At 66.7% G+C, this 26,490-nt stretch carries 25 protein-coding genes and 1 tRNA gene; 9 read left to right on the top strand and 17 right to left on the bottom strand.

Features of this window, described 5'->3' with window-relative positions; translation table 11 throughout:
* Positions 1-196: 196 nt before the first annotated feature.
* Positions 197-1,735, top strand: coding sequence for a (R)-citramalate synthase (locus tag C454_RS04200; RefSeq protein WP_004972964.1), 1,539 nt, complete (start codon positions 197-199; stop codon positions 1,733-1,735).
* A gap of 92 nt (positions 1,736-1,827) precedes the next feature.
* Here C454_RS04200 and C454_RS04205 read toward each other — a convergent pair whose 3' ends face one another.
* Both C454_RS04205 and C454_RS20655 read right to left on the bottom strand, forming a co-directional pair.
* Positions 1,828-2,007: a hypothetical protein gene (locus tag C454_RS04205; protein WP_004972970.1), complete on the bottom strand. Its 180-nt coding sequence runs from the start codon at positions 2,005-2,007 to the stop codon at positions 1,828-1,830.
* 103 nt (positions 2,008-2,110) lie between these two features.
* A complete protein-coding gene (locus tag C454_RS20655) occupies positions 2,111-2,272 on the bottom strand; it encodes a hypothetical protein (RefSeq protein ID WP_007275755.1) in 162 nt (53 codons plus the stop codon).
* Between the two features lie 104 nt (positions 2,273-2,376).
* Here C454_RS20655 and bluB point away from each other — a divergent pair, with 104 nt between their 5' ends.
* Complete coding sequence (gene bluB / locus C454_RS04210; protein ID WP_004972975.1) at positions 2,377-3,048, top strand: 5,6-dimethylbenzimidazole synthase; 672 nt, start codon at positions 2,377-2,379, stop codon at positions 3,046-3,048.
* Between the two features lie 184 nt (positions 3,049-3,232).
* On the opposite strand, the gene C454_RS04215 is transcribed toward bluB, so the two are convergent.
* A tRNA-Ser gene (locus C454_RS04215) sits at positions 3,233-3,317 on the bottom strand.
* 203 nt (positions 3,318-3,520) lie between these two features.
* Between C454_RS04215 and C454_RS04220 the strand changes: the two genes are divergently transcribed.
* The gene (locus C454_RS04220; RefSeq protein ID WP_004972977.1) at positions 3,521-4,471 is read left to right on the top strand and encodes an AAA family ATPase; all 951 of its coding nucleotides are present in this window, start codon (positions 3,521-3,523) and stop codon (positions 4,469-4,471) included.
* A 27-nt stretch (positions 4,472-4,498) separates the two neighbouring features.
* Here C454_RS04220 and C454_RS04225 read toward each other — a convergent pair whose 3' ends face one another.
* Genes C454_RS04225 through C454_RS04240 form a run of 4 tightly spaced genes read right to left on the bottom strand, consistent with a single transcriptional unit; the run spans position 4,499 to position 7,786 of the window.
* Complete coding sequence (locus tag C454_RS04225; protein ID WP_004972979.1) at positions 4,499-5,005, bottom strand: DUF7519 family protein; 507 nt, start codon at positions 5,003-5,005, stop codon at positions 4,499-4,501.
* On the bottom strand, positions 4,993-6,261 hold the full coding sequence (locus C454_RS04230; RefSeq protein WP_004972982.1) for a DUF58 domain-containing protein: 1,269 nt from the start codon (positions 6,259-6,261) through the stop codon (positions 4,993-4,995). The genes C454_RS04225 and C454_RS04230 overlap by 13 nt, the downstream gene beginning before the upstream one ends.
* A complete protein-coding gene (locus C454_RS04235) occupies positions 6,258-6,830 on the bottom strand; it encodes a DUF7269 family protein (protein ID WP_004972984.1) in 573 nt (190 codons plus the stop codon). The genes C454_RS04230 and C454_RS04235 overlap by 4 nt, the downstream gene beginning before the upstream one ends.
* Positions 6,827-7,786: a DUF4129 domain-containing protein gene (locus C454_RS04240; protein ID WP_004972985.1), complete on the bottom strand. Its 960-nt coding sequence runs from the start codon at positions 7,784-7,786 to the stop codon at positions 6,827-6,829. Before C454_RS04240 ends, C454_RS04235 begins: the two co-directional genes overlap by 4 nt.
* Positions 7,787-8,507: 721 nt before the next feature.
* Between C454_RS04240 and C454_RS04245 the strand changes: the two genes are divergently transcribed.
* From C454_RS04245 to C454_RS04255, 3 genes are all read left to right on the top strand, one after another.
* Positions 8,508-9,734 carry an orc1/cdc6 family replication initiation protein gene (locus C454_RS04245; protein WP_004972987.1) on the top strand — a complete coding sequence of 409 codons (1,227 nt, stop codon included), beginning with the start codon at positions 8,508-8,510 and terminating at the stop codon, positions 9,732-9,734.
* Between the two features lie 117 nt (positions 9,735-9,851).
* Positions 9,852-11,306, top strand: a complete 1,455-nt coding sequence (locus C454_RS04250) for an ATPase domain-containing protein (protein WP_049904955.1) — start codon at positions 9,852-9,854, stop codon at positions 11,304-11,306.
* A complete protein-coding gene (locus C454_RS04255) occupies positions 11,303-13,915 on the top strand; it encodes a PAS domain S-box protein (RefSeq protein WP_004972991.1) in 2,613 nt (870 codons plus the stop codon). The genes C454_RS04250 and C454_RS04255 overlap by 4 nt, the downstream gene beginning before the upstream one ends.
* A gap of 23 nt (positions 13,916-13,938) precedes the next feature.
* Here C454_RS04255 and C454_RS04260 read toward each other — a convergent pair whose 3' ends face one another.
* The 5 genes from C454_RS04260 to C454_RS04280 all read right to left on the bottom strand — a co-directional run bounded on the left by C454_RS04260 (position 13,939) and on the right by C454_RS04280 (position 20,899).
* Entirely contained in the window at positions 13,939-14,334 is a 396-nt protein-coding gene (locus C454_RS04260; protein WP_004972994.1) for a DUF7268 family protein, read from the bottom strand.
* 6 nt (positions 14,335-14,340) lie between these two features.
* On the bottom strand, positions 14,341-15,282 hold the full coding sequence (locus tag C454_RS04265; RefSeq protein WP_004972996.1) for an ABC transporter permease: 942 nt from the start codon (positions 15,280-15,282) through the stop codon (positions 14,341-14,343).
* Positions 15,279-16,298 (bottom strand): ABC transporter permease, encoded by a 1,020-nt coding sequence (locus C454_RS04270; RefSeq protein ID WP_004972998.1) that lies wholly within the window; start codon positions 16,296-16,298, stop codon positions 15,279-15,281. The genes C454_RS04265 and C454_RS04270 overlap by 4 nt, the downstream gene beginning before the upstream one ends.
* Positions 16,299-16,323: 25 nt before the next feature.
* On the bottom strand, positions 16,324-18,048 hold the full coding sequence (locus C454_RS04275) for an ABC transporter substrate-binding protein (protein ID WP_004973000.1): 1,725 nt from the start codon (positions 18,046-18,048) through the stop codon (positions 16,324-16,326).
* Positions 18,049-18,196: 148 nt separating this feature from the next.
* Entirely contained in the window at positions 18,197-20,899 is a 2,703-nt protein-coding gene (locus C454_RS04280; protein WP_004973002.1) for an ABC transporter ATP-binding protein, read from the bottom strand.
* A gap of 167 nt (positions 20,900-21,066) precedes the next feature.
* Between C454_RS04280 and C454_RS04285 the strand changes: the two genes are divergently transcribed.
* Positions 21,067-21,576: a DUF7529 family protein gene (locus tag C454_RS04285; protein ID WP_004973004.1), complete on the top strand. Its 510-nt coding sequence runs from the start codon at positions 21,067-21,069 to the stop codon at positions 21,574-21,576.
* Between the two features lie 57 nt (positions 21,577-21,633).
* Here C454_RS04285 and C454_RS04290 read toward each other — a convergent pair whose 3' ends face one another.
* The 5 genes from C454_RS04290 to C454_RS04310 form a co-directional block, all read right to left on the bottom strand.
* Positions 21,634-22,089, bottom strand: a complete 456-nt coding sequence (locus C454_RS04290; RefSeq protein ID WP_004973005.1) for an FAD-binding oxidoreductase — start codon at positions 22,087-22,089, stop codon at positions 21,634-21,636.
* Between the two features lie 252 nt (positions 22,090-22,341).
* The gene (locus C454_RS04295) at positions 22,342-23,667 is read right to left on the bottom strand and encodes an IS200/IS605 family transposon protein TnpB (RefSeq protein WP_004973008.1); all 1,326 of its coding nucleotides are present in this window, start codon (positions 23,665-23,667) and stop codon (positions 22,342-22,344) included.
* Entirely contained in the window at positions 23,664-24,044 is a 381-nt protein-coding gene (tnpA, locus tag C454_RS04300) for an IS200/IS605 family transposase (RefSeq protein WP_004973010.1), read from the bottom strand. The genes C454_RS04295 and tnpA overlap by 4 nt, the downstream gene beginning before the upstream one ends.
* 89 nt (positions 24,045-24,133) lie before the next feature.
* Positions 24,134-24,694 carry an FAD-binding oxidoreductase gene (locus tag C454_RS04305; RefSeq protein WP_004973011.1) on the bottom strand — a complete coding sequence of 187 codons (561 nt, stop codon included), beginning with the start codon at positions 24,692-24,694 and terminating at the stop codon, positions 24,134-24,136.
* Positions 24,695-24,753: 59 nt separating this feature from the next.
* Positions 24,754-24,975 carry a hypothetical protein gene (locus C454_RS04310; RefSeq protein WP_004973012.1) on the bottom strand — a complete coding sequence of 74 codons (222 nt, stop codon included), beginning with the start codon at positions 24,973-24,975 and terminating at the stop codon, positions 24,754-24,756.
* A 200-nt stretch (positions 24,976-25,175) separates the two neighbouring features.
* Between C454_RS04310 and C454_RS04315 the strand changes: the two genes are divergently transcribed.
* Positions 25,176-26,000 carry a helix-turn-helix transcriptional regulator gene (locus C454_RS04315; RefSeq protein WP_004973014.1) on the top strand — a complete coding sequence of 275 codons (825 nt, stop codon included), beginning with the start codon at positions 25,176-25,178 and terminating at the stop codon, positions 25,998-26,000.
* A 140-nt stretch (positions 26,001-26,140) separates the two neighbouring features.
* Positions 26,141-26,452: a YdhR family protein gene (locus tag C454_RS04320; protein WP_004973017.1), complete on the top strand. Its 312-nt coding sequence runs from the start codon at positions 26,141-26,143 to the stop codon at positions 26,450-26,452.
* Positions 26,453-26,490 lie beyond the last annotated feature (38 nt).

The raw sequence follows: 26,490 nt of genomic DNA on the forward strand, positions 1-26,490 counted from the left end.
CGACTGAACGCGCTTCCAACGACACCCCCGTCGAGACACCAATTTCTGTCGGAACCATCTCTTTTATACACTCGACGACATATGTGTTCAACTACTATGTCGGGACCTACCACACCGACGGAGGATAGAGTAAGTCGTCGCGAGACGGCTGGCTGTGAAATTCGACGGTTCTAACCTACAAGGACACGATTCTACCGTGAACGAACGATTCGGGAAGACCCCCGAGCTACGCACTTCTGATTCAGTACAGCTTCTAGACACAACGCTCCGCGACGGCGAGCAGGCCCCCGGCGTCTCGCTGACGCCGGCCGAGAAGGCCGATATCGCCCGCGCGCTCGACCGTGCGGAGGTCGATTACATCGAGGCCGGCAGCGCCTGTACCGGCCCCGGCGAGCGCGAGACGATAAAGCGCGTCACGTCGCTCGGTCTCGACGCGACCGTGACGAGTTTCGCCCGCGGCGTCCAGAACGACGTGGACCTCGCGCTCGACTGCGACGTGGACGGCGTCACGCTCGTCGTGCCGGCGAGCGACCGACACGTCGAGTCGAAAGTCGGGACGACCCGCGAGGACGTCGTCGAGACGACCGACGAGCTCGTCGCCTACGCCAAGGACCACGGCCTCTGGGTCGAGGTCATCGGTGAAGACGGCTCGCGGGCCGCCCCGGAGTTCCTCGAATCGCTCGCGCGCGCCAGCCACGACGCCGGTGCCGACCGCTTCTGTTTCGCCGACACGGTCGGCCACACGAGCCCCGAACACACCTACGAGGTCGTCTCTCGGCTCGCCGAACTGGGGCCGACCTCGACGCACACCCACGACGACCTCGGCCTCGCGATGGCGAACGTCCACGCCAGCCTCGCCGCGGGCGCGGACCTCGTCCACACCACGGTCAACGGCATCGGCGAGCGCGCCGGCAACGTGGCGCTCGAAGAGGTCGCCATCGCGCTCGACCACTGCTACGACGTGGAGTCGGTGAAGCTCGACGAACTCTACGCGCTCGCCCAGAAGGTCGCACAGGCCACGGGCGTCGCGCTCCCGCCGAACAAGGCGGTCGTCGGCCAGAACGCCTTCACCCACGAGAGCGGCATCCACACCGACGGGACGCTCAAGGACGACGCGATGTACGAGCCGTACCCGCCGGAGACGGTCGGCCGCGAGCGCCGCCTCGTCCTCGGGAAGCACGCCGGCCGCGCCGGCGTCAAGGCCGCCCTCGACGAACACGGCGTCGACGCCACCGACGAGGAAGTCGCGGCCGTCGTCGAGCGCGTGAAGGAACTCGGCGACCGCGGCAAGCGCGTCACCGACGCCGACCTCCTCGCGTTCGCAGAAGACGTCCAGGGCCGCGAGCGCGCCCGGCAGGTCGAACTGCTCGACCTCACGGCCGCCTCCGGCGGCGGCACGCCGACCGCGAGCGTCCGCCTCCGCGTCGAGGGCGAAGAGCGCGTCGCCTCCGGCACCGGGTCCGGCCCGGTCGACGCCGCGGTGAAGGCGGTCCGCGAGGCGCTCGGCCCCAACGCCGACGCCCAACTCGACGAGTACCACGTCGACGCCATCACCGGCGGCACCGACGCCGTCGTGACCGTCGAGGTGACGATGTCGCTCGGCGACCGGAGCGTCACCGTCGCGGCGTCGCACGCCGACATCACGCGGGCGAGCGTCCAGGCGATGGTGAACGCGCTGGACCGACTGCTCGCGCCGAATCACACGTCGCCGACGCCCGCGTCGGCCGACGACTGAGAAAACGACCCCGCTTCTTCGCGCCCGCTCCCGCTCTCCGGGCCTTGCTCGCGGGTGACCGAGTTCGCTCTGAGACCGCAGTCTACACCGACTTACTGCGTGTCTTTTGCGACGAGGTAGGTCCAGCCGCCCCGGCGCTCGAACCCGATAGCGGCGTCGCCGAGTTCCGTCTCCGCGAAGTCGGCGACGCGGCCGGTCCGGACCGTCGTCACGTCGATGCGTCGCGTCCCGTCCCGTTCGCTCGTGTCCGCGCTTGCTACGTTCGCACTCATACGTTGGCCGACGCGGGCAGGGGATATGTATCGCATCCTAGTAGAGTGAAAGTGAAATCGAGAGACTGCGCGGGGGAGGCGCTCACGCGGGGGAGAGCGCGACTCAGGTCGAACTCGGCTTCGAGCCCAGTCCGAAGGTGATGAGAGTGGCTACGATGACGAACGCGACGCCGAAGTAGCCGGCAAGTCGGTAGACCTCGATGGTGAGCAACAGGAACAGGAGGGCGATGATGACTTCGAGTCTGTGTTCGAGTGTGGCGTCCATACGGTCCACCATTCATGTCTGATTAGTAACTATTTCGGCAGGCGAAGCGTGAGCCGTCTGGCGTATCAGAACCGATTTGCAATCCAGTCTGGACTACCGAAACGATGGTTGGGTTCACGGAGCGCGAGCGGTCGGGAGTGTACAAGTCGATATACGCGCGGCGGGATATCAGGCGGTTCGGCGACGATCCGGTCCCGGAGGAGACGCTGGCGCGACTGCTCGACGCCGCGCATCACGCCCCGAGCGTCGGCTTCTCGCAACCGTGGGACTTCGTCGTCGTCGAGGACGCCGAGACGAAGGCGGCCGTCGCGTCCATCGCGGAGCGGGCGATTGCGGCGGCCCGCGAGGGCTATCGAGAGCCCCGGAAATCGGAGTTTGGCCGGCTGAAGTTGGAGGGCATCACCGACGCCCCGGTGAACATCTGCGTCACCTGCGACCCGACGCGGGACGCGCCGCACGTCCTCGGGCGCAACACGATGCAGGCGATGGACGCCTACTCGACGTGCCTCGCCGTGCAGAACCTCTGGCTGGCCGCGCGGGCCGAAGGCGTCGGCGTCGGCTGGGTGTCGTTTCTCTACCCGCACGAGGTCCGCGAAGTGCTCGGGATTCCGCACCACGTCGAGCCGATTGCGTATCTCTGCGTCGGCTATCCCGAAGCCGGCTTCCCGGAGGAGCCGGTGCTTCAGCGAGAGGGGTGGCGCGAGCGTCTCGACACGAGCGAACTCGTCCATCGAGAACGGTGGGAGTCCGGGTCGGCGGAGGACATCGACGAGTGAGACGGCGGCGCGACGAGACGCGCCGCTCAGAACGTTGTGGCCGCGAGAAGCGCCGAGGGTGAGAGTTGAACCTCACTCGCTCACTGCGTTCGCTCGCTGGTTCAAATCTCAGGACGTTGCACACGCGGCCACGGAGTCACGGCGCGACGAGACGCGCCGCTCGAAATGTTGTGGCCGCGAGAAGCGCCGAGGGTGAGATTTGAACTCACGTGTCCGAATGGACAGTAGATTTCGAATCTACCGCCTTGGCCGGGCTAGGCTACCTCGGCTTCCATCGTTGTCTCTCTCGCGGATAGTTTAATCCGTTTCGATTTCCGAGGGCCGCGACGAGGACTCACACGGACGCAGTCGGCGAGTCTGTGGCCCAACTGCGTCCGGGCGGGGCGGGGCGGGCAGGACCGACGACCGGCGAGTGACCGACCAGAGCGCCGCCGACCAATGGGAATAAGTCGCACGCAGACCCGGGAGGTGTATGGACATCGACACGGCCAGCGAGACGTGCACCGAGGTGCTCGACGCCATCTCGGAGGCCGTCATCGCCGACCGAGCCTTCCTCGAAACCGTCCTGACGGGCGTCCTCGCCCGCGGCCACGTCCTCCTCGAAGACGTCCCGGGAACCGGAAAGACACTCACCGCGCGGAGCGTCGCCACCGCGCTCGGACTGTCGTTTTCCCGCGTGCAGTTCACCCCGGACCTGCTTCCCGCCGACGTGACCGGGACGAACATCTACGACGAACGCGAGCGGACCTTCGAGTTCTCGCCGGGTCCCATCTTCGCGAACGTCGTCCTCGCCGACGAGATAAACCGCGCGCCGCCGAAGACGCAGGCCGCGCTCCTCGAAGCGATGGAAGAGGGACAGGTGACCGTCGACGGCGAGACCCACCAGCTCCCGAGGCCCTTCTTCGTCATCGCCACGCAGAACCCCGTCGAACAGGAGGGGACGTTCACCCTCCCCGAAGCGCAGGTCGACCGGTTCGTCGTGAAGTCGGCCATCGGCTACCCCGACCTCGACGGCGAGGTCGAACTCCTCCACCGGCGCGCCGGCCGGAGCGAACAGAGCCCGAGCGTCGAACGCGTCCTCGACCGCGACACCGTCGCCGCCATCCGCCGCGCGCCCGAGTCGGTCCGCGTCGAGGACGACCTGCTCGAATACATGGCGAGACTCGCGCGGGAGACGCGCACCGACCGCCGAGTCCGCATCGGCGTCTCGCCCCGCGGGACCCAACGGCTGTTCGAGGCGACCCGCGCCCGCGCCGTCATCGAGGGCCGCGCGTTCGTCACGCCCGACGACGTGAAACGCGTCTCGCAGTCCGTGCTCGCCCACCGGCTCGTTTTGACCCCGGACGCACGGGTCGAGGACGTGCGGAAATCGGACGTCGTCGACGACGTGCTCGGCCGGGTGACCGTGCCGACGCTGGAGTGAGTGGGAGCCGTGCGGCGGACACGCCGCTCAGCGCGTGACGACCGTCACGAGCGCGACCACCCCGACCAGCAGTAAGACGACGGCCGTGATGGGCTGGCCCCCGGCGGCCGCCCGGTCCGCGCCGTAGACGACCGCTGCCCCGACCGCGAGCACGACGAGCGTCGCCGCCGCGTGGACGAGTTCGAGCCGGAGCGTGTCGGTCTCGCGGCCGAGGTGTTCGCCGACGGACCGCGCGTTCTCCGCGATGTCCCACGCGAGTATCGAGCCGAGCGCGGCGAGGAGGAGCGCCTCCGTTCCGGCCCCGCTCGCGCCCGCGAAGAGAAGCGAGAGGAAGAACAGCCCGCCCGCGGCGTCGACGATGCGCCGCGAGCCCCGGAACAGCCCGGCGGCGAGCGCGACCGTCGCGACGAGGCCGCCGACCGCCGCGGTCGACGTGGTGAAGCCGAGCGTGAACGTCGTGAGCCCGGCGACTGACAGCGCCATCGCGGTCCCCGTCCGGGTCGGCTTGCGGGTGATTTCGCTCACCGCGACCACCCCGCTTCGGCCCGCGCGAGCGCGACGCCGAGCGGTTCGTCACCCCAGTCGAGGACGCGGACGCCGCTCCGCCGGAGTTCGCGGAGCCGCAGGTCGCGCTCGATGCGCGCGAGTCGCGCGCCGATGGTCGCGGTCGTCGTCGGGTCGGGCGAGACGACCGTCACGGCGTGGCCGTAGGCCTCCAAGCGGCGGGCGACCGACACGCCGTAGTCGTCCACGAGCGGCGAGCAGAAGATGACCTGCGCGTCGCTGGCGAGCCGACGCCGGAGTCGGCGGACGGCGACGGAGGGGAAAAAGGCCCCGTCCGGCGGCGTCGGCGCGAACGCCGGGTGGGTCGCGAACAGCCGACGGGCGCGGGCGCGGTGGTCGGCGCCCGACGAGGGGGCGAGCCAGCACTCGTCGGGCCCGAACGCCGCGACGCCGACGCTGTCGCCGCTGTCGAGGAGCGCCGAGAAGGCGACGCTCGCGGCGTCGACGGAGCGCTCGACCGCGGTCTCCGCCTCGTCGTCGGGGGCGACGTGCGCCTCCGGGCGGGTGTCGACGACGAGGACGACGGCCGCGGCGCGCTCTTCTCTGAACTCCACCGTGGCGAGTTCGCCCGTGCGGGCGCGCCGGTTCCAGTCGATGCGCCGAATCGGGTCGCCGTGGCGGTACTCGCGGATGGAGGCGAACTCCAGTCCCGACCCCGGCACGTCGGTCTCGACGCGGCCGGCGTACTTCGAGGTGAGGCCGCGAAGCGGCAGGTCGGCGGTCGCGGCGAGTTCGGGTTCACACCGGAGCGTCGTCTCGGCGCTGACCGTCTCGCGGGACTCGACGGCCCCGCTCGGGTCGCGGACGACGACGACCGTCTCCTCCCACGCGTGCTCGCCGCGGACGGCCGTGACCGTATAGGTCGCCGTCGCGGTCGCCCCCGGCCTGAGCGCCGTCCCCAGTCGGGCGGGGCCGTCGGCGACGCCGAGCGCCGGCGGGACGCCGTCGACGACCCGGATGTCGAAAAGCGTCCGCGACCCCTCGTTGGTGACGCGGAGCGTGACCTCGACCTCGTCGTCGGGGTCGGGCGTCGCGTCCGAGAGGTCGCGCTCGACGCGAAGCGACACCTCGGGAATCGCCGCGACCCGGACGTAGCCGAGCACGACGACGCCGAGGCCGGCCGCGAGGAGCAGCGACGCCTCGCGGGTGAACACGCCCGCGCCGGCCGCGGCGAGAACGAGGCCGTCGAGACCGGTCCAGCGTTCGGTGTCGAACCCGCGGCTCATCGGCGCTCACCCGCGGGACCGTCGTCAGTGCCGATTCGCTCTATCGCGGCGACGGTTCGCCCGGCGCGGTCGGTGAGCGACGACTGTCCAGACAGGAAGAGCCGGACGCGCTGTCGGAGCGGAATCGAAACGGACGCGCCGAGAAAGCGCGCGGCGACCGGGTCGTCGGTCCAGCCGCCGGTGTCGAGGAGCGCGGCCGCTTCCTCGGGGGCGCGGCCGTCGCGGGCGACGAGGGCCTGTGTCGCCCGCGCTTCGAGTCGGTCGACGACTCGCTTGCGGGCGGCCCAGTGGGTGTGTCGACCCATCGCCGACACGAGGTCGTCGTCGAAGTCGGAGCCGGGTATCGGGACCGCGACTCTCGCCTCCGGGTCGCCGGTGACCGTGGTGTTCATCGGGGTTTCGCGGCGGCGCTGGACGTACCGAAGCCCCTGAAGCGCCGCGAGCGCCGCGACGAGACCGAGGAAGATGTCCGTCAGTTCGAGGCCGAGCGAGACGCCGGCGACGACCGCGAAGCCCGCGGCCGTGGCGACGACGCCGACGAGCAAGAACAGCCGACGCGCGAGCGTCATCGGTCGTCCCCCGTCGCGTCGGCGTAGGTGGCTTCGATGTTCCTGAGCGCGTCGACCGCGCGGCGCTCGCGCTCCGGCGTCGCCTCGAAGCCGCCGTAGCGGACTTCCTCGAACAGCGTCGTCAGGTCGCCCACGTCGTCGCGGTCCATGCCCGCGTCGACGGCGGAATCCGCGAACTCGGCCGGCGTCGCGGCGCGGCGGTTCGGTACGTCGAGGAGCGCCGTCATCTCTCCCCACGCGCGGAACACTTCGTTTTCCACGTCGGCGTCACCGTCTTCGATGCGCTGGGCCGCGGCCCCGGCGGCCCGCCCGACGGCGGCGACGTTCGGTCCCTCCTCCTCGGCAGCCGGGTCGATTTCGTCGTCGGCCTCGGGCGAGTCGCTGGTCCCGGTGACGAGCAGGAAGACCGCGACGACGAGCGCGACCCCCAACAGGAGGCCGAACAGGAGTGTCGGCGGCGAGACGGCCTGTGCCGCGCCGCCGTCGCCGAGACTGCCGCCGCCGCCGGCGGGGAGAAACGACACGTTGCGCGCGGCGGCCGCGGCGCGAGACGAAAACGAGAACTCGCGGCGACACGCCGTGAGGAGGGCGAACAGGAGAACGACCGGCGGGCCGAGCGCCACGAAGATGGCGAGCGGCGGGAGCAACGAGCCGGTCTCTCGGTAGGCGTACGCGCCGAGGAGGACGAAGACGAGGGCGACCCCGGCGAGGATTCCGGGTGAGAGCAGCCACGGGAGACACGGCGTCGGGATGCTAAGGCCGTCGAACGACCCGCCGGTCGGTTGCACGCCGGTCTCGTCTGTGTCACCAGCGACTGCGCCCCCGGTCTCGCCGCCACCGAAGCCGACTGGACCGCCGTCGCTGACGACGGTCGAATCGATGGTGGCGGCGACGACCGAGAGGGCGACGACCGCGAGGAGGGCGAGCGCGAGTGCGCGGAGGGCGGAACGGTCCACGATGGTAGGTAACAGTATGCGGGGTAAAGACATTTCGAGGGACGGGGCGGTCGTCGGGACGTGAGCGACGTCGTGTCGGCATCCGTTCGGACCGAACGGTGGCCGCGCCTCCCGTGCCGGATGACCGTCCGAACAGACCACCCGTGCAAGTGAACCAGCCGCGGGTACGGCGGACGAACGCCGAGGCACGACACCCACACACCACGTTTGCAAGTGAATTGGCGGTGGGAAGGAGGGGCTGGGGAGACACACAGACACCACCGTTGCACGTGAAGCGTGGTAACGCCGAGAGGGGGTGGCATCGGCGGGCACTCGGAGAGAGCACGGGTGCAAGTGAACCTCGGTCGCGACTCGAACGTCGTCACCCACCACCGTTGCAGGTGGCTTCTCCCGAACTGGACCGTTTACGGGCCGTTCACGACAGAAACGTTTGACTACAAACTGCACCGCGGGCACCGAGACATGTCAACGCTTTAGTTGAACTCGCGCTCTGTTGTTCTACTAGCTACTCTCGTATCCTCCTATTCACTTGCAAAAGTGGTGTGTGTCTGTTCAAACGAGTTCACACGAACCACGGTATGCGGTACCGAGGGTCAGTTAGAAGGCGACGATTCCGACCCGAACACGCCGCCCATCACCCGACGACACCGCCGCCGCAATTCACATGAATCAGATGAAATCGGGGTTTTAAATAAGGGGACGCCACAACGGACCGACGCTAATGCGCCGGTTCGAGCGAAAACAAAACGTCTTCACCAACAAGGACGCCCTCGGGGAGTCCTACAAGCCCGAGCGCATCGAGGAGCGCGACGACGAGATTTCGGAGTACATGGACGCGCTCCAACCGGTCGTCGACGGCTGGGAGCCGAACAACGTCTTCCTGTACGGAAACACCGGCGTGGGGAAGACCGCGGTCACCGAGTTCCTCCTCGAGATGCTCCTCGAAGACGTCTCGCAGTACGACGACGTCGACCTCAGCGTCATCTCCATCAACTGCAAGACCCTCAACTCCTCGTACCAGGTGGCGGTCGAACTCGTCAACGAGCTTCGGCCACCGGGCGCGGAGATTAGCTCGACCGGCTACCCCCAACAGACCGTCTTCAAGAAGCTGTTTCAGGAGTTGGACGACGTGGGCGGAACGGTTCTCATCGTCCTCGACGAGGTGGACTCCATCGGCGACCGCGACGAACTCCTCTACGAACTCCCGCGGGCGCGTTCGAACGGCAAGCTCGAAGACGCCAAGGTCGGCCTCATCGGCATCTCGAACGACTTCAAGTTCCACGACCAGCTCGACCCGCGCGTGCAGGACACCCTCTGCGAGCGCGAACTGCACTTCCCGCCGTACCAAGCGCCCGAACTGCAGAACATCCTCGAATCGCGGGCTGAGGTCGCCATCGCCGAGGACGCCTGCGAGGAGGGCGTGCTCAACCTCTGTGCGGCGCTCGCCGCCCGCGACAGCGGGAGCGCGAGACAGGCGCTCGACCTCCTCCGACTGGCCGGCGAACACGCCGAGAACAAAGACGACGAGCGAATCACGCTCGACCACGTCGACATCGCCCGGCAGAAACTCGAACAGGAACGCGTCGTCGAGGGGATGCGCGAACTCACCGAAAACGGTCACTTCGCGCTCCTCGCGGTCGTCTCGAAGGCCGCCCACGACGAGACGCCGTGTCGGATGCGCGACCTCTATCAGGAGTACCTCCGGCTGTGCAACTCCGCCGGCATCGACCCGCTCGCCCAGCGGTCGGTCCACAACCACCTCTCTGACCTCCGGATGCTCGGCATCCTCTCGGCCGAGGAGAACCGCACCGGCTCGCGCGGGAACTACTACAGCTACGCGCTCGACGTCCCCTTCGCCAGCGCGATGGAAGCGCTCTCGGACGTGCTCGCTCTCGACTCCGTCCTCGACGAGATTCGGAAGACTGCGAAACAGGCCGAGGCAGTCTGAACCCCACCGGACGCCGCGGCCTCCCGAGACCTTTTTCTGAGGCGTGCTGTTCTGAGACGCGACACGCCATTCTCAGACGGTGGTAGTTTCTTAGTGTGCCAGTGAGACGTGAGTAGCATGACGAATCTCTCGCCACGACTCTCTACGGGTATCTCCGGACTCGATACAGTGCTGGACGGTGGGCTACTGCCGAACCGGACGTACATGGTCCGTGGAGCGTCCGGGGCGGGAAAGACTATCGTCGGCTACCACTTCCTGTCCGCCGGGGTCGAACGCGGCGAAGACGTGCTTTTCATCTCCTTCGAAGAGTCCGCGGCCGACCTCCGAGCGAACGCCGAGACGCTCGGGTTCGACCTCGCCGCGGTGCCGATTCTCGACCTGAGCCCGTCGCCCGAGGCGTTCCTCGACGACGAGGCGTACACGATGCTGTCGCCGAGCGAGGTCGAAGGGAAATCGACGACGGCCGAACTGAAAGCGGCAATCGAGGAACGTGAACCCGACAGGGTGGTCATCGACCCGCTGAGCCAACTCGGCCGGCTCTCGTCGGACAAGCACCAGTTCCGTCGACTCGTCTCGTCGCTCCTGAGCTACCTCAAGCAGTCGGGGACGACGACGATGTTCACGAGCCAGCCGTCGAGCGACGACACCGACGAGACGCTCGCGTACCTCTGTGACGGGTCGCTGTCGCTCCTGCGGTCCGAGGAGGGACGGTCGGTTCGCGTCGAGAAGTTCCGCGGGTCGGACTCCCAGACGGGGCCGCACGCCATGCGAATCGACGGCGACCACGGCATACGCGTCTTCCCGCGGCTCGTCCCCGGGTCGCACCACCGCGAGTTCGCCATCGAACCGCTCTCGTCCGGCATCGACGACCTCGACACCCTGCTCGGCGGCGGCATCGAGCGCGGGAGCATCACGCTCATCAGCGGCCCGAGCGGCGTCGGGAAATCGACCACCGGAGCCGCGTTCGCGCGGGCGACCGCCGACCGCGGCGAGCGCGCCGCGGTCTACCTCTTCGAAGAGAGCAAATCGAGCTTCCGGCACCGCTCCGAGTCCATCGGCATCCCGATAGACGACCTCGTCGAGTCGGGGAACCTCCGGGTCGACGCCGTCGAACCGCTCTCGATTTCGACCGACGAGTTCGCCCACCGAGTCCGCGCCGAGGTCGAGGCGAACGGCACGGAGTTCGTGATGATAGACGGCACGGCCGGCTACCAACTCAGCCTCACCGACGAGCGAAGCGACATCCGCCGCGAACTCCACGCGCTGGCGCGGTACCTCAAGAACATGGGCGTCACCGTCGTGCTGACCGAGGAGGTACAGCAGGTCACCGGCGCGTTCCACGCCTCCGACAACCACGTGAGCTACCTCGCGGACAACATCCTGTTCATCCGGTACATCGAGGTGCGCGGCGAGATTCGCAAGGCCATCGGCGTCCTGAAAAAGCGGTTCGGCTCCTTCGAGCCGACGCTCCGGTCGTTCAAAATCGGGAGCGACGGCATCGTCGTCGGCGAACCGCTGGACGAACTCCGAGGCATCCTCACGGGGACGCCGACGTGGAACGAGGATGAGTGACCGTGAGCGAAGACGCGTCGCGGAGCGACACACGTTCCGCCGGAGACGCGTCCGGGGACGAACGGATACTCCTCGCGGTCCGCGGCGCTCGCGACCGCGAGCTACTGGCTGAACTCCTCGACGCGTACGAGGTCATCGTCTGGGAACGCGGCCGCGAAAGCGGAGGCGAAGGCGAAGACGGAGACGAAGGTGCAGGCGAAGACCCGCTCCCGGAGTTCGACCTCTGTATCGTCGACATGGCGACGTACTCGGCCGTCGCCGACGCGCTCGCCGAGCGCAAAGCCGACGCCGACGACCGGTTCGTACCGGTGTTGTTGACGGTCGCCCAAGACGAACAGGCCGTCGCCGCGCGACGACTCGACGACGTTCCGGACGACGTGCTCGCGGTGCCCGCGCCGAAGGCGGTCATCCGGTCGCGGGTCGAATCGCTCCTCCAGACCCGGCGGCAGTCGCTCCAACTCGCGTTGTACCGCCGCGCGATGGACAGCGCGACCGTCGGCATCACCATCACCGAGGCCGACGACGACCAGCCGCTCACGTACATCAACGACGCCTTCGAGGAGATGACCGGCTACGACCGCTCGGAGGTGCTCGGTCGGAACTGTCGGTTTCTACAGGGCGAAGAGACCGACACCGAGCCGGTCGAGCTACTCCACGAGGCGATCGAAGCCGGCGAGAGCGTCGCCGTCAGTCTCACGAACTACCGAAAGGACGGGACGCCCTTCTGGAACGAACTGAAGATATCGCCGGTGTACGAGGACGGCGAGCTCACCCACTTCGTCGGGTTCCAGACCGACGCGACCGTCCGCCACGCGCTCAAGAACCAGCTCATCCACGAGACCCAGACGCTCAAACAGCTCTTCGAGACGAGTCCGGTCGGCATCGCGGTCCTCAACGACGACGGGATTATCGTGCGCGCCAACGAGGCGGCCCAGGAGGTCCTCGGTCTGCGGCGGTCGGTCGTGCTCGGACAGTCGTACGACGCCCCCGAGTGGGACCTCGTCGACGCACGCGGGGAACCGCTCGACCGCGACGACCTCCCCTTCGACCGGGTGAGAGAGACCGGCGACACGGTCACGAACTTCGAACACGGTATCGGCGTCGACGACGAGCGGCGGTGGCTCGTCGTCAACGCCGCTCCGCTGACCGGAAGCGACGGGGAGCACGTCGGCGTGATTGCCGCCATCGAGGACGTGACAGCACAGAAGCGACAGGAGCGCGAGCGCGAGCGATTGCTCGACCTGTTCGACCAGAGCCAGAAGATCGCCTCGGTCGGCGCGTGGGAGGTCAACACGGAGAGCGGAGCGGTGCTGTTCACGAGCGGGCTCGCGGAGCTCCTCGGCGTCGAGCCGGGGACGGTGTTCGACCTCTCGGAGGCGTTTTCGTTCTACCACCCCGAAGACGAGCCCAAGGTCCGAGCGGGGTTCGAACGGCTCGTCGAAACCGGCGAAGAACAGTCACTCGAATGTCGCCTCGAGACGGCGAGCGGCGAGATGCGCTGGGTGAACGTCCGCGGCGTCGCGACGCGGGAGACCGACGCCCCCGTCTTCCGAGGAACCGTCCAAGACATCACCGAGCGAAAGGCCCGGTCGAGAGAACTCGAACGCTACGAGCGCATCGTCGAGACGACCGCGGACCCGATTTACACGCTGGACGACAACCTCCGGTTCGTCCTCGCGAACAGCGCGACCGCCGACCTGCTGGGCCGCGACCCCGACGACCTCGTCGGCGAACACGTCTCGACGGTGTTCGGCGAGCACCACTCGCAAGCGCTCTTGGAGGCCATCGCGTCGCTCCTCGCGGGCGATAGCGCCGAGGAGACCATCGAGACGGTCGTCGCCGGCCAAACCGGTTCCGAGCGGCAGTTTCAGACGACTATCGCGGCGAAGTCTTCCGAAGACGAGTTCGACGGTATCGTCTGTATCGGCCGCGACGTGACCGACCTCCACGAACACGAGCGTCGGCTGTCCGTCCTCGACCGCGTCATCCGACACAACCTCCGGAACAAAATGAACATCGCGCAGGCGCATGCGACGATGCTACTCGAAGGCACCGACGACGAGGACACGCGCGAATCGGCAGCGGCCATCGAGCGGGCGACGAGCGAACTCCTCTCGCTCGCCGAGACGGCCCGGAAGTTCAGTTCCGCGCTCGACCCCGACGTGACCGAGCGAGTGCAACCGCAGAACGTCGCTGACTGCGTCCGCAACGTGGTCGAAGGCGCTCGGATCAGCTACCCTGCGGCGACCATCACCGTCGACGCGCCGGAGAGCGCGCACGCGTGGGCGCACTCGACGTTCGAACTCGCGGTGAACGAACTCGTCGACAACGCCGTCGTCTACGGCGGCGACGAGGTCGAAATCGAACTCTCTGTCGCCGACGACGACGGTCCGGAACAGGTGGTCGTCCGCGTCGCCGACAACGGGCCGGGACTCCCACCGCTCGAACGCGAATCGATTATGACCGGGCGGGAGTCACCGCTCCAGCACACGAACGGGCTCGGTCTCTGGTTCGTCCGCTGGGCGGTGACGAACAGCAACGGCTCGATGGATATCGTGGACAACCAACCGAACGGGACGGTCATCGAGCTTCGACTGCCGAGAGCCTAACGCCGAGGCTTCGCTCGGCGGACTCAGGCGACGGCGGAGACGGCCGTACCGACCGTCGTCGCCCCGAGCATCACGCCGAGCCCGAACCCGAGAATCCGGGCCATCGCCCGCCGAGCGTCCGCTTCCGTCCACCCCGTTCCGGTGTCGAGGTGCGTCTGCATCGACTCGATACCGCGGCCGAGCGCGACCGCCCCGGACCAGCCGAGGAGGCCGAACCCGAACGCGAGCGAGCCGAGCGCGAACGTCGTCTCGACGCTCCCCGCGAAATCACCGACGACCAGCGTGGCGACCAGCCAGACGGCGGCGACGAGCGCGCCCGCGAGGGCCGCGGTGCCGACGAGGCGAAGGCGAACGGCCGCCCGTTCAAGCGCGGGGGGCGCGTCCGCGTCCGCGTCCGCCGGCTCCGGTGGCGCTGACACGGTCGGTCAGTCGACCGCTTCGCGCATCCGCGGGTCGAGCGCGTCGCGCATGCCGTCGCCGAGGAGGTTGAACCCCAGCACGGTGAGCGCGAGGAAGAACCCGGGGAAGAACGACCACCACCAGACGCCCGTGAGGAGGCCCTGACTCACGCCGTTCGAGAGCATGAGCCCCCACGAGGGCGTCCCGGCCTCGGCACCGAAGCCGAGGAACGACAGCGCCGCGAGGTCGATGATTGCCAGCCCGAAGTTGAGCGTGCTCTGGACCGTGATGGGCGCGAGACAGTTCGGCAGGACGTGCCGAATCAGCACCCGCGGGTCGGCCGCGCCGAGCGCGACCGTCGCGTCGATGTACTCGTTTTCGAGCACGGTCAGCGCGGCCCCGCGGACGACGCGGGCGAACCGCGGCGTGTAGACGAGCGTCAGGGCGGCGACCGCCCGCCACAGCCCGAGTTCGTCGGGGAAGATGGCGACGAGCGCCAGCGCCAAGAGGAGCGACGGGAACGCGAGCAGCACGTCCATCGTCCGCATGATGACGTTGTCGGTCACGTCGCTGTAGTAGGCCGCGACGATGCCGAGACCGACGCCGAGGACGGTCGAGGCGGCGACCGTGACGGTGCCGAACAGCATCGCGTACCACGCGCCGTAGGCCACCCGCGGCAGGAGGCTGCGGGCCTGCCCGTCAGTTCCGAAGGGGTAGTCGAGGCTCGGCGGGGCGCGGTTCGGGTTCGTCCCGAGTTGCGACTGCGTGATGACCTCGAGGTCCAAGAACAGCCGCGCGTACAGCGCGATGACCACCATCGCGACGATGATGGCGATGCCGGCGAGCGCGAGGCGGTTCGACAGCAGTCGGGAGACGAACGGCGACGCGGTCAGGCGGTCGATGAGCCCGCGCTGGTCGACGTCCGCCGCCGTCTCGTTCGTGGTCGTGGTCGTGGTTTCCGTGCTCATTGTTCGATCCTCGGGTCAAGGATGGAGTAGGTGATGTCGACGCCGAGGTTGACCAGCGTGAACAGGAACGCGAAGGTCAGGACCGTCCCCTGCACGATGGGGTAGTCGCCGACCTTGATGGCCTCGACCAGAAGCGTCCCGATGCCGCCGATGGCGAACACCGTCTCCGTGAGTACTGCGCCGCCGAGCAGGCCACCGAACTGGATGCCGATGACCGTGATGACGGGAATCATCGCGTTGCGGAAGCCGTGTTTCAGGACCGTTATCTTCGCGCCTTGGCCCTTCGCGCGGGCGGTCCGCATGTAGTCCTGCCGGATGACCTCCAGCATCGACGAGCGCATCATCCGGGAGATGAGCGCCATCGAGTAGACGCCGATGACCGACGCCGGGAGAATCATGTGGCGGACCGCGGAGACGAACATCTCCCAGTTGCCCGCGAGGAGCGTGTCGACCGTGACGAGCCCCGTCACCCGGATGGCCTCGACGTTGTAGAGGACCGAGATGCGGCCGCTCGTCGGGAGCCACCCGAGCACCTGCGCGAACAGCAAGATGAGAAGCGGGCCGCTCCAGAAGATGGGCACGCTGATGCCGGCGAGCGCGCCGATACGGGTCAGGTGGTCCGTGATGCTGTCCTGCTTGACGGCGCTCAGGATGCCGAGCGGGATGCCCAGCGAGATACCGATGAGCTGGCCGTAGATGGCGAGTTCGAGCGTGACCGGCAGCTTGTTGGCGAGCACCTCGCGGACCGCGGTGTTCCGCTGGATGATGAACGACTCGCCGAACTGGAACTGCGCGGCATCGACGAGGAACCGCCCGTACTGCACCCAGATGGGGTCGTTCAGGCCGAGGCTCTCTTCGATCTGCCGGACGAACTCCTCGCTGGCGCGCTCGCCCGCGATGGTGAGCGCCGGGTCACCCGGCGAGAGGTGCAGGATGGAAAAGACGAGCGACGCCACTCCCACCAGCACGGGGACGAGCAACAGCAGCCGCTTGAGTACGAATCGTGTGGAAATCATGAAAGTCGAGGGCGCGGTCAGTGCCTCAGTTCAGGCTGACCAGGTTGAGGTACGGACCGCTGATGGCGGCGATCTGGAACCCGCTGACGCGGTTGGAGACGCCGCGAAGCTCGTCCGCGTAGTCGAGGTAGACCCACGGGGCTTCGTCGTGTGCGATCTGGTTCGCCTCGTTGTACAGCGACTCGCGCTCGGCCTCGTCGTAGGTGCTCTGGCCCTGTTCGACGAGGTCCATGTAGTCGCGGTTCGCCCACGCCGAGCGGTTACTGGTGTTGTAGCCCTCAGCGTCGAAGCTGACCCAGTCCTGTCCCTCCGTGAGTTCGCCTTCCTCTACCTGCGGGTGCAGGAGGACGTACATGAAGTTGTCCGGGTCGGCGTTGTCGGTGTACCAGCCGAGGAAACACGCGTCGTGGCGGCCCTGGGCGGTGTATTCGAGGAACGGCCCGAACGACTGCTGGTTGATGTCGACCTCGATGCCGATTTCGCCGAGGTTGGACGCGACGGTCTCTGCGGTCTGAATCGGCGACGGGTTGTAGCCGCGGGGGTTCTGGAACGTCGCCAGTTCGAACGAGAAGCCGTCACCGTAGCCGGCCTCTTCGAGGAGGCGCTGGGCCTCCTCGGGGTCGTACGGGTACGGGTCGATGTCGTCGTTGTGACCGAGGACGTTCGGCGGGAGCGGCTGGCTCGCCTGCGTCGCGAAGCCCGAGTAAATCTCGTTGACGATGGCTTCGGTGTTGATAGCGTGGCTGACGGCCTGCCGGACGCGGCGGTCGCGGAACTCCTCGCGGCTCGCCATGTTGAACGCCATGTAGCCGATGTTGATACCCTCGGTGCGGACGAGGTTCGCGTTGCTGGCGTTTTCGACCTGGACGGACGACTGCGCGCCGAGTCCGTCGATGATGTCGAGTTCGCCCGACGCGAGCGACTGAGCGCGCGTCGAGTTCTGTCCGATGGTGACGAAGACGACCTCGTCCACGTTCGGCCCCTCGCCCCAGTACTCGGCGTTGGCTTCGAGGCGGATGCGCTCGTTCGCGTCGTCGAGGTTGCTCAGCTGGAACGGGCCCGTGCCGACGGGGTTCGAACTGAGGTCCGTGCCGTACTCCTCGATTGCGGCGAGGGAGTGCACCGCCGCCGCGAACATCGCCAGGTTACGCAGGAACGGCGCGTACGACTGGGTCAGCTGAATCGTCATCGAGTAGTCGCCGTCGACCTGAATCTCGTCGATCCACGAGCCGAGGGTGAACGGCCCGTACGCCGAGACGTAGTCGTCGCCGGCGTAGTACTCGTAGTCGCTGTCGACGAAGCGGCGATACGTCGCCACGAAGTCCTCCGCCGTGAACTCCTCGCCGTTGTGGAACATCACGCCCTCGCGGAGCGTGATGGAGGCCGACTGGCCCTCAAGGGAGTACTCGGTGGCGAGTCCCTGCGTCAGCGTGGACTGGCCCGGCTCGAAGTTGATGAGCGTGTCGTAGAGCTGTTCGGTCACCTTCGCGACCTCGCCGCTCGTGCTGTTCTGGAAGTCGAGCGTCGGCGAGTGGCTGCCGCGACCGTAGCGGAGGACCGACGTCGACCCGCCGTCTTCGGTCTCCGTCTCGGTCTGGTCCGTCTCGCCCTCACCGGTCGTCTCACCGGATTCGGTGGTGGTGTCCTCACCGCCGCCGCCGGAACAGCCCGCGAGTCCGGCCGTCGCTGCAGCAGCTCCTGCGGCCGTCAGGAACCGACGCCGCGAAACATCATTGCCATCTTGTGACATACGTGTATCTATCAATGGCTACCTATAAAAATAACGAAGCGCTGAAGCGAGGAACGAGAGACACCGTCGACCTGTTCCGGTAAAAATACGAGACAATCAAAAAACGTCGAATAGGTGACGAGAGGCCGTATAGGCCCCGACGCGCCGCCTATTCGTCTACGAGGTGACACGCCGCGGGGTGCGCTTGCTCGCCCAGTTCGGGCGCGTCGCGCTCGCAGACGCTCTCGAATCGCTCGCGGAGAATCTCGCTCGCCTCGTCCCAGTCGTCGGCGACGACGCGTTCGAGCGCGCGGTCGACGACGCCCCGGAGTTCGGGCGACAGCGTGTGCGACAGATGCGACTCGCGGAGTTCGTCCACGACGGCGTCCGCGTCGGCGGTGCCGCCGTCGGCGCTCACCGTCGCTTCGGCGCTCGGGTCGCCCGCGTCCAGCGCCGCGTCGCGGGCGGTCTCGACGTCCAGCGACTCGCGCTCGACGCGCTGGCGGAGGTCCATCACCTCGCGGTAGGCCGCCTGCTCGATGTCGAGGTCCGCGGGCGGGATGACCTGCGGACACCGCGTCCGGAAGTGGCAGCCCGACGGCGGGTTGATGGGGCTCGGCACGTCGCCTTCGAGGATGATGCGGTCGTCGGTCTCGGCGGCCGGGTCGGGCTCCGGAATCGCCGACAGCAACGCCTGCGTGTAGGGGTGTCGTGGGTCGTCGAACAGCTCGTCGGTCGCCGCGACCTCCACGATTTCGCCGAGGTACATCACGGCGACGCGGTCGGAGATGTGGCGAACCACAGAGAGGTCGTGGGCGATAAAGAGGTACGTCAGCCCGAAGCGCTCCTGGAGGTCTTCGAGCAGGTTGAGAATCTGCGCCTGCACGGACACGTCGAGCGCCGACACCGGCTCGTCGGCGACGATGAAGTCCGGGTCGACTGCGAGCGCCCGGGCGATGCCGACGCGCTGGCGCTGGCCGCCCGAGAGTTCGTGCGGGTAACGGTCGTACTGGCCGACTTCGAGGCCGACCGCGTCGAGCAGTTGGTGGACCCGGCGACGGCGGCGCTCGCTGGTCGAGTCGCCCGGCGTGACGCGGACGGTGACGCCCGAGACGACGTCACCCTCGCGCTCGACTTCGACCTCGGCGCGGAGCCGCTCTTCGACGGCCACGTCGACCTCGCCGTCGGCGACCGTGACGGTCACGGTGGCCGTTGCGACGCCGTTCGAGGAGCCGACGATGGCGTCGATCTCGTCGCTCGCGGTGACCGAGACGCGCTCGGCGTCGATGCCGGTCACGGTGACGTCGGCCTCGCCGCGCACGTCCGGGTCGGACACGGGGAGGTCGTGGACGTCGAGCGGCTCGCGGATGGTCTGGCCGACGGTCATCCGCGGGTCCAGCGACGACAGCGGGTCCTGGAAGATCATCTGCATGTCGCGGCGCATCGCGCGGAGTTCGTCGCTGTCGAGCCCGGAGAGGTCCGTCCCCGAGAAGACGACGCGCCCGCCGGTCGGCGGCGTCAGGTGCAGGAGGCTCCGCCCGGCGGTGGACTTCCCGCAGCCGGACTCGCCGACCAAGCCGAGCGTCTCGCCCTCGTAGACCGTGAAGTCGATGCCGTCGACCGCCTTCACGCTCCGGTCGTCGGCCCCGAGGAAGCGGTCGAGGATGCCGTCGGCCTGCTCGTAGTACTTCTGCATGCCGTCGACTTCGAGCAGCGGCGTGTCGGAGGGCTCGGTGCCCGTCGACGACTCGATGGCGTCGCCGCCGTACTCGTCGGTGTCGAAGTCGTCGAGGATGCACTTCGAGCGGTGGTCCACGGCGTCGTCGCCGTGTTGCTTGTACGGTATCTCGCCCGAGGTACACTCCGGCTGGGCCCACGGACACCGGGGCGCGAAGTGGCACCCTTCGGGCATGTCGATGAGGTCCGGCACGTTGCCCTCGATGGGCGTCAGGCGCTCTTTTTCCTCGCTCGGGAGCGATTCGAGGAGCGTGTACGTGTAGGGGTGCGAGGGGTTGTGGAAGATTTCCTCGACCGGCCCCTCCTCGACGATTTCGCCGGCGTACATGACCGCGACCCGGTCGCACGTCTCGGCGACGACGCCGAGGTCGTGGGTGATCATGAGCACCGACATGCCGAGGTCCTCCTGCAGGTCGTCGATGAGGTCGAGAATCTGCGCTTGAATGGTCACGTCGAGCGCGGTCGTCGGCTCGTCGGCGACGAGCACGCGCGGCTGACAGGCGAGCGCGATGGCGATGAGAACGCGCTGGCGCATCCCGCCGGAGAACTCGTGGGGGTACTCGTCGACCCGCGCGCCGGGTTCGGGGATGCCGACCGATTCGAGCACGTCGATGGTCCGCTCGACGACTTCGTCGTCGATGTCGCGGCTGATGCGGGGGAGCAGTTCGCGGACCGCGTTGAACCACGAGTCCTTGCGGCGACCGCCGTACTGGTGGAGTCGGAGGCTCTCTGCGACCTGCTCGCCGACCGTCAGCGAGGGGTTCAGCGAGGTCATCGGGTCCTGGAAGATCATCCCGAGTTCGCGCCCGCGGACGGCCCGCAGCGCCTCCTCGGGGGCGTCGACGAGGTTGACGACGTCGCCGTCGACGAAGGCGGGGTTGGTGTACTCCTCGCGGAACTCCTCGGCGAGTCGGGCGCTCTCGAGTTCGACCGACCCGGAGACGATTTCGCCGGGGTCGTCGACGAGTCCCATCGCCGACAACGCCGTCACACTCTTTCCGGACCCGGATTCGCCGACCAGTCCGACCGTCTCGCCCTCGCCGACCGTGAGGTCGAGGCCGTCGACGGCCTTGACCCGACCCCGGCCGGTCGAGAACTGGGTTCGAAGGTCCGAAAGAGAGAGTAGATTCCTCATTGACTGGGAATGACCTGCATGGCGTGAAATACCTTTTCAATTTTTGCCAATTGATACGTGGGAAACATAATGCTGAATCGCCTGCGGTCGCCCGCGTGACGCGCGAAAGCGCGCGACGGCGGCGGGAGAAGCCAAAGTTTAGGTAGCGGACTCCGACACCATGCCGCATGGAAGAACATCCGCTCTCGGACGAGTCGGGCACGTGGGAGACGGTGGTCGAAGAGTGCGAGGCGCTCGCCGACGACTATCGGGAGCGAGACTGGACGGTCGTCGTCGCCCTGCCGGGGGACGTGGTCCCAGTCCCCGGAGCGGGCGACGAAGTCGTCGACCACGTCGGCCTCGACGTGGTCGTCGGCGACGACGTCTATCCCGACCTCGAAGCCGCCGTCACGGGCGCGACGTTCGACGAGTACGAGGCGTTCCGCGCGGTCACCGGCGGCCTCGTCTACCTCGCGCTCGTCGTCCGCGCCACCGACGACGAAGTCGCCGTCTGCCTCCCCTTGTACTACCGCCTCGCGGAGTCCGAACGCATGTTCTCGCTCCTCGACGCCGGCGAGACGATGCGGACGAAGGTCCACCCGCTGGACCCCGACAAGGGCGTCGAGTTCGTCCACGAGGACCCCGACCCGCTCCTCCCGCCGGACTGGGACGCCGATTTGTCGGACGAGTTCGCCTAGTCGTCGCGTCGCCGACCGTCGAAGACGCTTTTTTTCCGCTGCGGAACTTGTTCTCCGTCAGGCCCGCGGCGCGATATTCTGATTCACCCGGAACAGGTTCTCCGGGTCGTACTGGCGTTTCAGTTCGACCAACCGGTCGTAGTTGTCCCCGAAGGCGGCGCGAACTCGTTCGTTCCCCTCGCGGCTGAGGAAGTTCACGGAGACGCCGTCGGAGAGGTGCGGAGCCATCGCCGCGAAGAACGCCCGCGTCCACGCGACGTGTTCGTCGTCCTCGTCGGCGTCGGTCCATCGGGTGAAGATGTTGAACGAGTAGCCAGCGTCGCGGTGGGCATACGCGGACGCGTCCGAATCGAGACGCGAAATCGCGCCACCCAGATGCTCGATGACGATCGACGTGTACGGCGACGTCACCGAGTTCGCGTAGTCGACGAGCGTCTCGATGGCCCCGTCGGACAGCCCGGCCTCGCTAACGAACTGTGATTTCCAGTAGTTCCGGTACCCCGGCGGGTACACGTCGTCGAAGAGTCCCTGGAACTCCGTGTACTGGCGCGGTCGAACGAGGTCGACCGTCGGCTCTTGGAACTCTCGTAGTGGCCGAATCGCACGCTCCCCGTCTTCGAGAGCGCCTGCGTAGCACAGGTAGGCGGTGACGACTCGTTCCCCACGGACGTCCGCCGGGACGAACGACGCGGACGGGGCGGTCCTAACCGAGGCTTGACATCCTCCCCGCGCTAAAGCGCGAGGATTCCTCCGTTGGGGGTTCGGCTACCGACCCACGGAGGCAACTTGCGGGTTTGTGCGCACTTCTTTGGGACTTTCGTGAGGGTGTGGTTTCCCCGACCAGTCGTGGTCGTCCCACTCAAATCGCACGGGCCGTGCCATCGGCCTGATTTCGCAATCGCTGTTTTCCCGAAGGAACGTCTCTGACGCCGTGAGGTCGGCGTGTCCCTCGAAACCACACGGACACGTCAGCGTATCCCCGTGGCGAACCGTCTCCTCGTGGTCGCCACACTCGGGACACGTCTGACTCGTCCACGCTTCCGACTCGGCTTCGAGAGAGATGCCGTACTCCTCACAGACACACGCGAGACGGTGGATGAACTTCTTGAACGCCCAGAAGTTGTGCGTCTTCTCGTTCACCCTGACCGACCAATGCGTTTCCAGCACGTCGGTCAAATCGCCCACGTACACCGTCGCCACGCCCTCGTCGTACAGCCGTTCAACGAGGTCGCGCACCAGCGCGTTCTGTGCGTGGTCACGGCGTTTCGTTCGCTGCCGGTACAGCCGTCGAATCCGATTCGAGGAGTAGCGCCCCTCTCGGAGTCGTCCGGAAGACTCCGTCTTCCGTGATTCCGAGAGACTCCGTCTCTCGGGCAATTTCGACTGTAGGCGGGCGATTTCGTCTGTCGTCTCGCGGAACCGTCTGAACAACTCCCGGCCGTCGTAGAGGTACTGGTTCCCAGTGGTCGTGGAACAGGCGACGAGATTGTTCGCGCCAACGTCGAGGGCGGCTTCGTGAGAAGCCAGTGGTGAACCCAGTCGAGAATCAGGTACGGTGACTGGTTGGAAAGCCCTGAACGTGTCGCTAACCTCGTCGTACTCAAGTTCCAGACGACCCTGTTTGCCGTCCCATTTCGGGTTGCCTCGGACTTCGAGGCGGAGTCGTTCGTGGTAGCCGAGTCCGTATTCGTCTTTCAGTTCTTGCCCGACAGGGATTTCGAGACGACTACGCTTCCCCCACTCAATCGTGTACTGGTTGCATCGGATGTAGGTGCGGAGTTCGCGTCCGTCCTCTTCGTTGCCCCAGTACGATGGTGGGTTGGCGTACTCGCCTTTCTCCTTGGCAAAGAACGACCGCCACGCTTCGCTGTTCTTGCGCGTGACCTGTTGGACGGTCGCGCTTCCGACGACGCCGTTGTACTGTCCACGGTACTCGGAGGTGTCCCACACGTCGCCGTCACCGAAGTAGTTCTGGCGACGTTCGTAGGTCAGTTCGTTCCACAGGGAAGCGGAGGCGTCGAGGAGCCGTAGAAGGCACTCTTTGTCGTTCTCGGTCTGTGGAAGCACCTCGAAGGTGTTGACGCGCTTCATTCGTCGCTACCTTCCTGTTCAGCGATATACTGTTCGACAGCGCCCTTCGAGGCGCTTCCCGCTGTTCCGACGTAGTAGGAACGAGTCCACTTCACGCGGTCGTCGTACCGCTGGTTATACTTCCGCGCCGAGATGCCCTTGACCCAGTTGACGATGAGTGACGGTGCGTTCTTGGGTGGACTCCCGATGAACAGGTGTACGTGGTCGGGCATGACCTCGGACTCGGCCAGTTCGAGGTCTTTGTCCTCACAGATTTCCGCGAAGATGGCTTCGAGACGTTCCTTTGTCTTCCCCGTCAGGTTCGAACGCCGATATTTCGGCACGAACACTATGTGGTAGTAGAGTTCGTATTTCGCGTGACGGGTACTCTTTACCATCTATGCATACTATCACAACCGGGCGGGTTAAAGATTGCGTTGGAACCCCGTCTGTGCTGTCGTCGGCGGTTGAATACTATTGGTCGACTTCATCCCCGCCCTGAAGGGCGAGGCTTTCGCCTCGAATTTTCCGTAACGACCTCGACCGACCGGAGGGAGTCGATAGTGAGCCCATAGGAACGACTGAGCCATCCCCACCCGCCGCCGAGAGTCAACCCGGCGAGGCCCGTCTCCGAGATAATTCCGGCCGGCGCGCCGAGGCCGTGGACCTGCGTCGCCCGGTCGAACTCCCCGACGGTGACACCCGGTTCGACGCGGGCGGTGTTGGTCTCGACATCGAGTCGTATCTCCGTCATCGACGAGCAGTCGATCAGCAGCCCACCGTCACAGACGCCGTGTCCGGCGACGTTGTGGCCCCCGCCTTGGACCGCGACTGCCAGCCCGTACTGGCGAGCGAATGTGACGGCAGCGACGACGTCGTTCGTGTCCGCTGGCCGGACGACGACGGCGGGATACCGGTCGATCATCGCGTTCCATACCGTGCGGGCCTCCTCGTAGCCGTCCGCTTCCGGACCGAGTGCATCGCCGCGGAGACGAGCGTCGAGGTCGCGGATAGTGGCGTCGTCCACCGCTGGGTAAGACCGGTCCATAACGTATCTTCAGACGTTGTCCGTCGGAATAGGCATTCCTCAGCGAAACAGGAAGTAGTTCAAGACGTACTGACGAGTGGCGAGGTCCACCTCGCCCGCTCGCCGTCAGTCTCGGTCGATTCGGGGTCGATGCGTCCTCTCGTCCGGAGGAGTGCGTTCAGTTCGGACGGGCTGAACGTGAGCGCCTCGCAGACGACACACGCCTCGGGGGCCGTCGGCGACGCGGTCGCGTGGACGACGCCGCAGTGCTGGCACACGTGCAGGTGGTTTCTGTCTCCCATATGCACGCTCACAGAGGCGCTCGGACCACGTGATGATTCTTCCTGCTAAAATCACAGGGGGTGTGTGGGTTTCACCTAGTGAGCACCCACCCACACGCACAGGGGTCCTGAAGGTCACGACGCCCCGAAATCTCCGGGTGTCGCGCCTGTTCTCCCGTCACAACGCGAACAGCTATGCGCACAGCGTGCTAGATTATACCATGGACGAGGCGCTCGACGATATCAGGTACCTCGCGGACTCTCAGCACCGTCCGGTGGTGATTCGGATGCTCGCCGAGGGCCGGTGCTCCAGGGCGGCGCTTCGGGAGGCGACCGGTGCCTCGTCGGCCACCATCGGCCGCATCGTACAGGCGTTCGAAGAGCGTGGCTGGCTCGTCCGCGACGGCTCTCACTACTCGTTGACGCCGCTCGGCAGATTCGTCGCAGCGTCGTTCGCGCGATTTCACGGTGACATGGCGGTCGCACGCGAGTTGAACGAACTCCTCCCGTACGTACCGCTCGAGGAGATTGGCGTCAGCGTCGAGCAGCTGACCGACGCGACCGTCACGCACGCAACGCAGTACAATCCGTTCGCCGTGGTCTCTCGCGTGCGGGAGCTCGAACGAATCTCCGAGACTGCGCGTAGCCTCACCGACTTCTTCCCCGACCCGTGCATCGAGGGTCGATACAGGTCGATCGTCCACGGCACACAGACGTTCGAAGCGGTGTTCGCCCCGGTCGTCTTCGAGTCCGCCATGGACTCGGCGTTTCTCGACGAGTTCGAAGCCATCGTCGCCTCGGACCGTACTGACATTTACGTGTACGATGGCGAGATTTCGCACCCCGTGATGGTCCACGACGGGGTCGGCTGTCTCGTCGTGCGGAACGACGTAGACGTCTCGATCGGCATGATCGAGACGGACGACGACGTGTTCCTCGAGTGGGTGACGGACGTGTTCGAGACCTATCGGGCCGACGCGACCCTGTTGACCGCTGAAGACCTCGCGGCACCGCTCGAAGACGTGCTCGCCGAGGTCTGTGGCTGAGAGACGCGAACGAACGCTTCGAACAGCAGTCTCGACTGTCCTGCGGAGAAACGCGAGCCTCAGCCGAGGATTTCACCTAGTGAGCACTACGCAGCAAGAATCATGACAACACTTCGCACCGAACGTTCGGATGAAGAACTATGGAAATCGTCTTCGCCACGTTCGAATCCGAGCTAGAGCACGATGCCATCGAAGAGACCATGCGCCAGCGGGCGAAGCAGTTCCGAGCGGTGGACGGACTCGTACAGAAGTACTTCGTTCACGACCGAGAGCGCGACCGGTACGGCGCGTGTTTCATCTTCGATTCGGAGGAGTCCCGCGACGCGTACTTCGCGTCGGACCTCAGCGCCGGCGTCGGAGCGGCGTACGCCGTGAAGGGCGAGCCAGCGGTCACGAACGCCCACCTGTTGTTCCCACTCCGCGAGACCGAAGGGCTACCAGAAACCGCGTGAGCAACCACCCAGCGCTGCGCAACACAGGTCGTATAGGC

Origin of the sequence: Haloferax gibbonsii ATCC 33959 (assembly GCF_000336775.1) — an archaeon.
Lineage (GTDB): Archaea > Halobacteriota > Halobacteria > Halobacteriales > Haloferacaceae > Haloferax > Haloferax gibbonsii.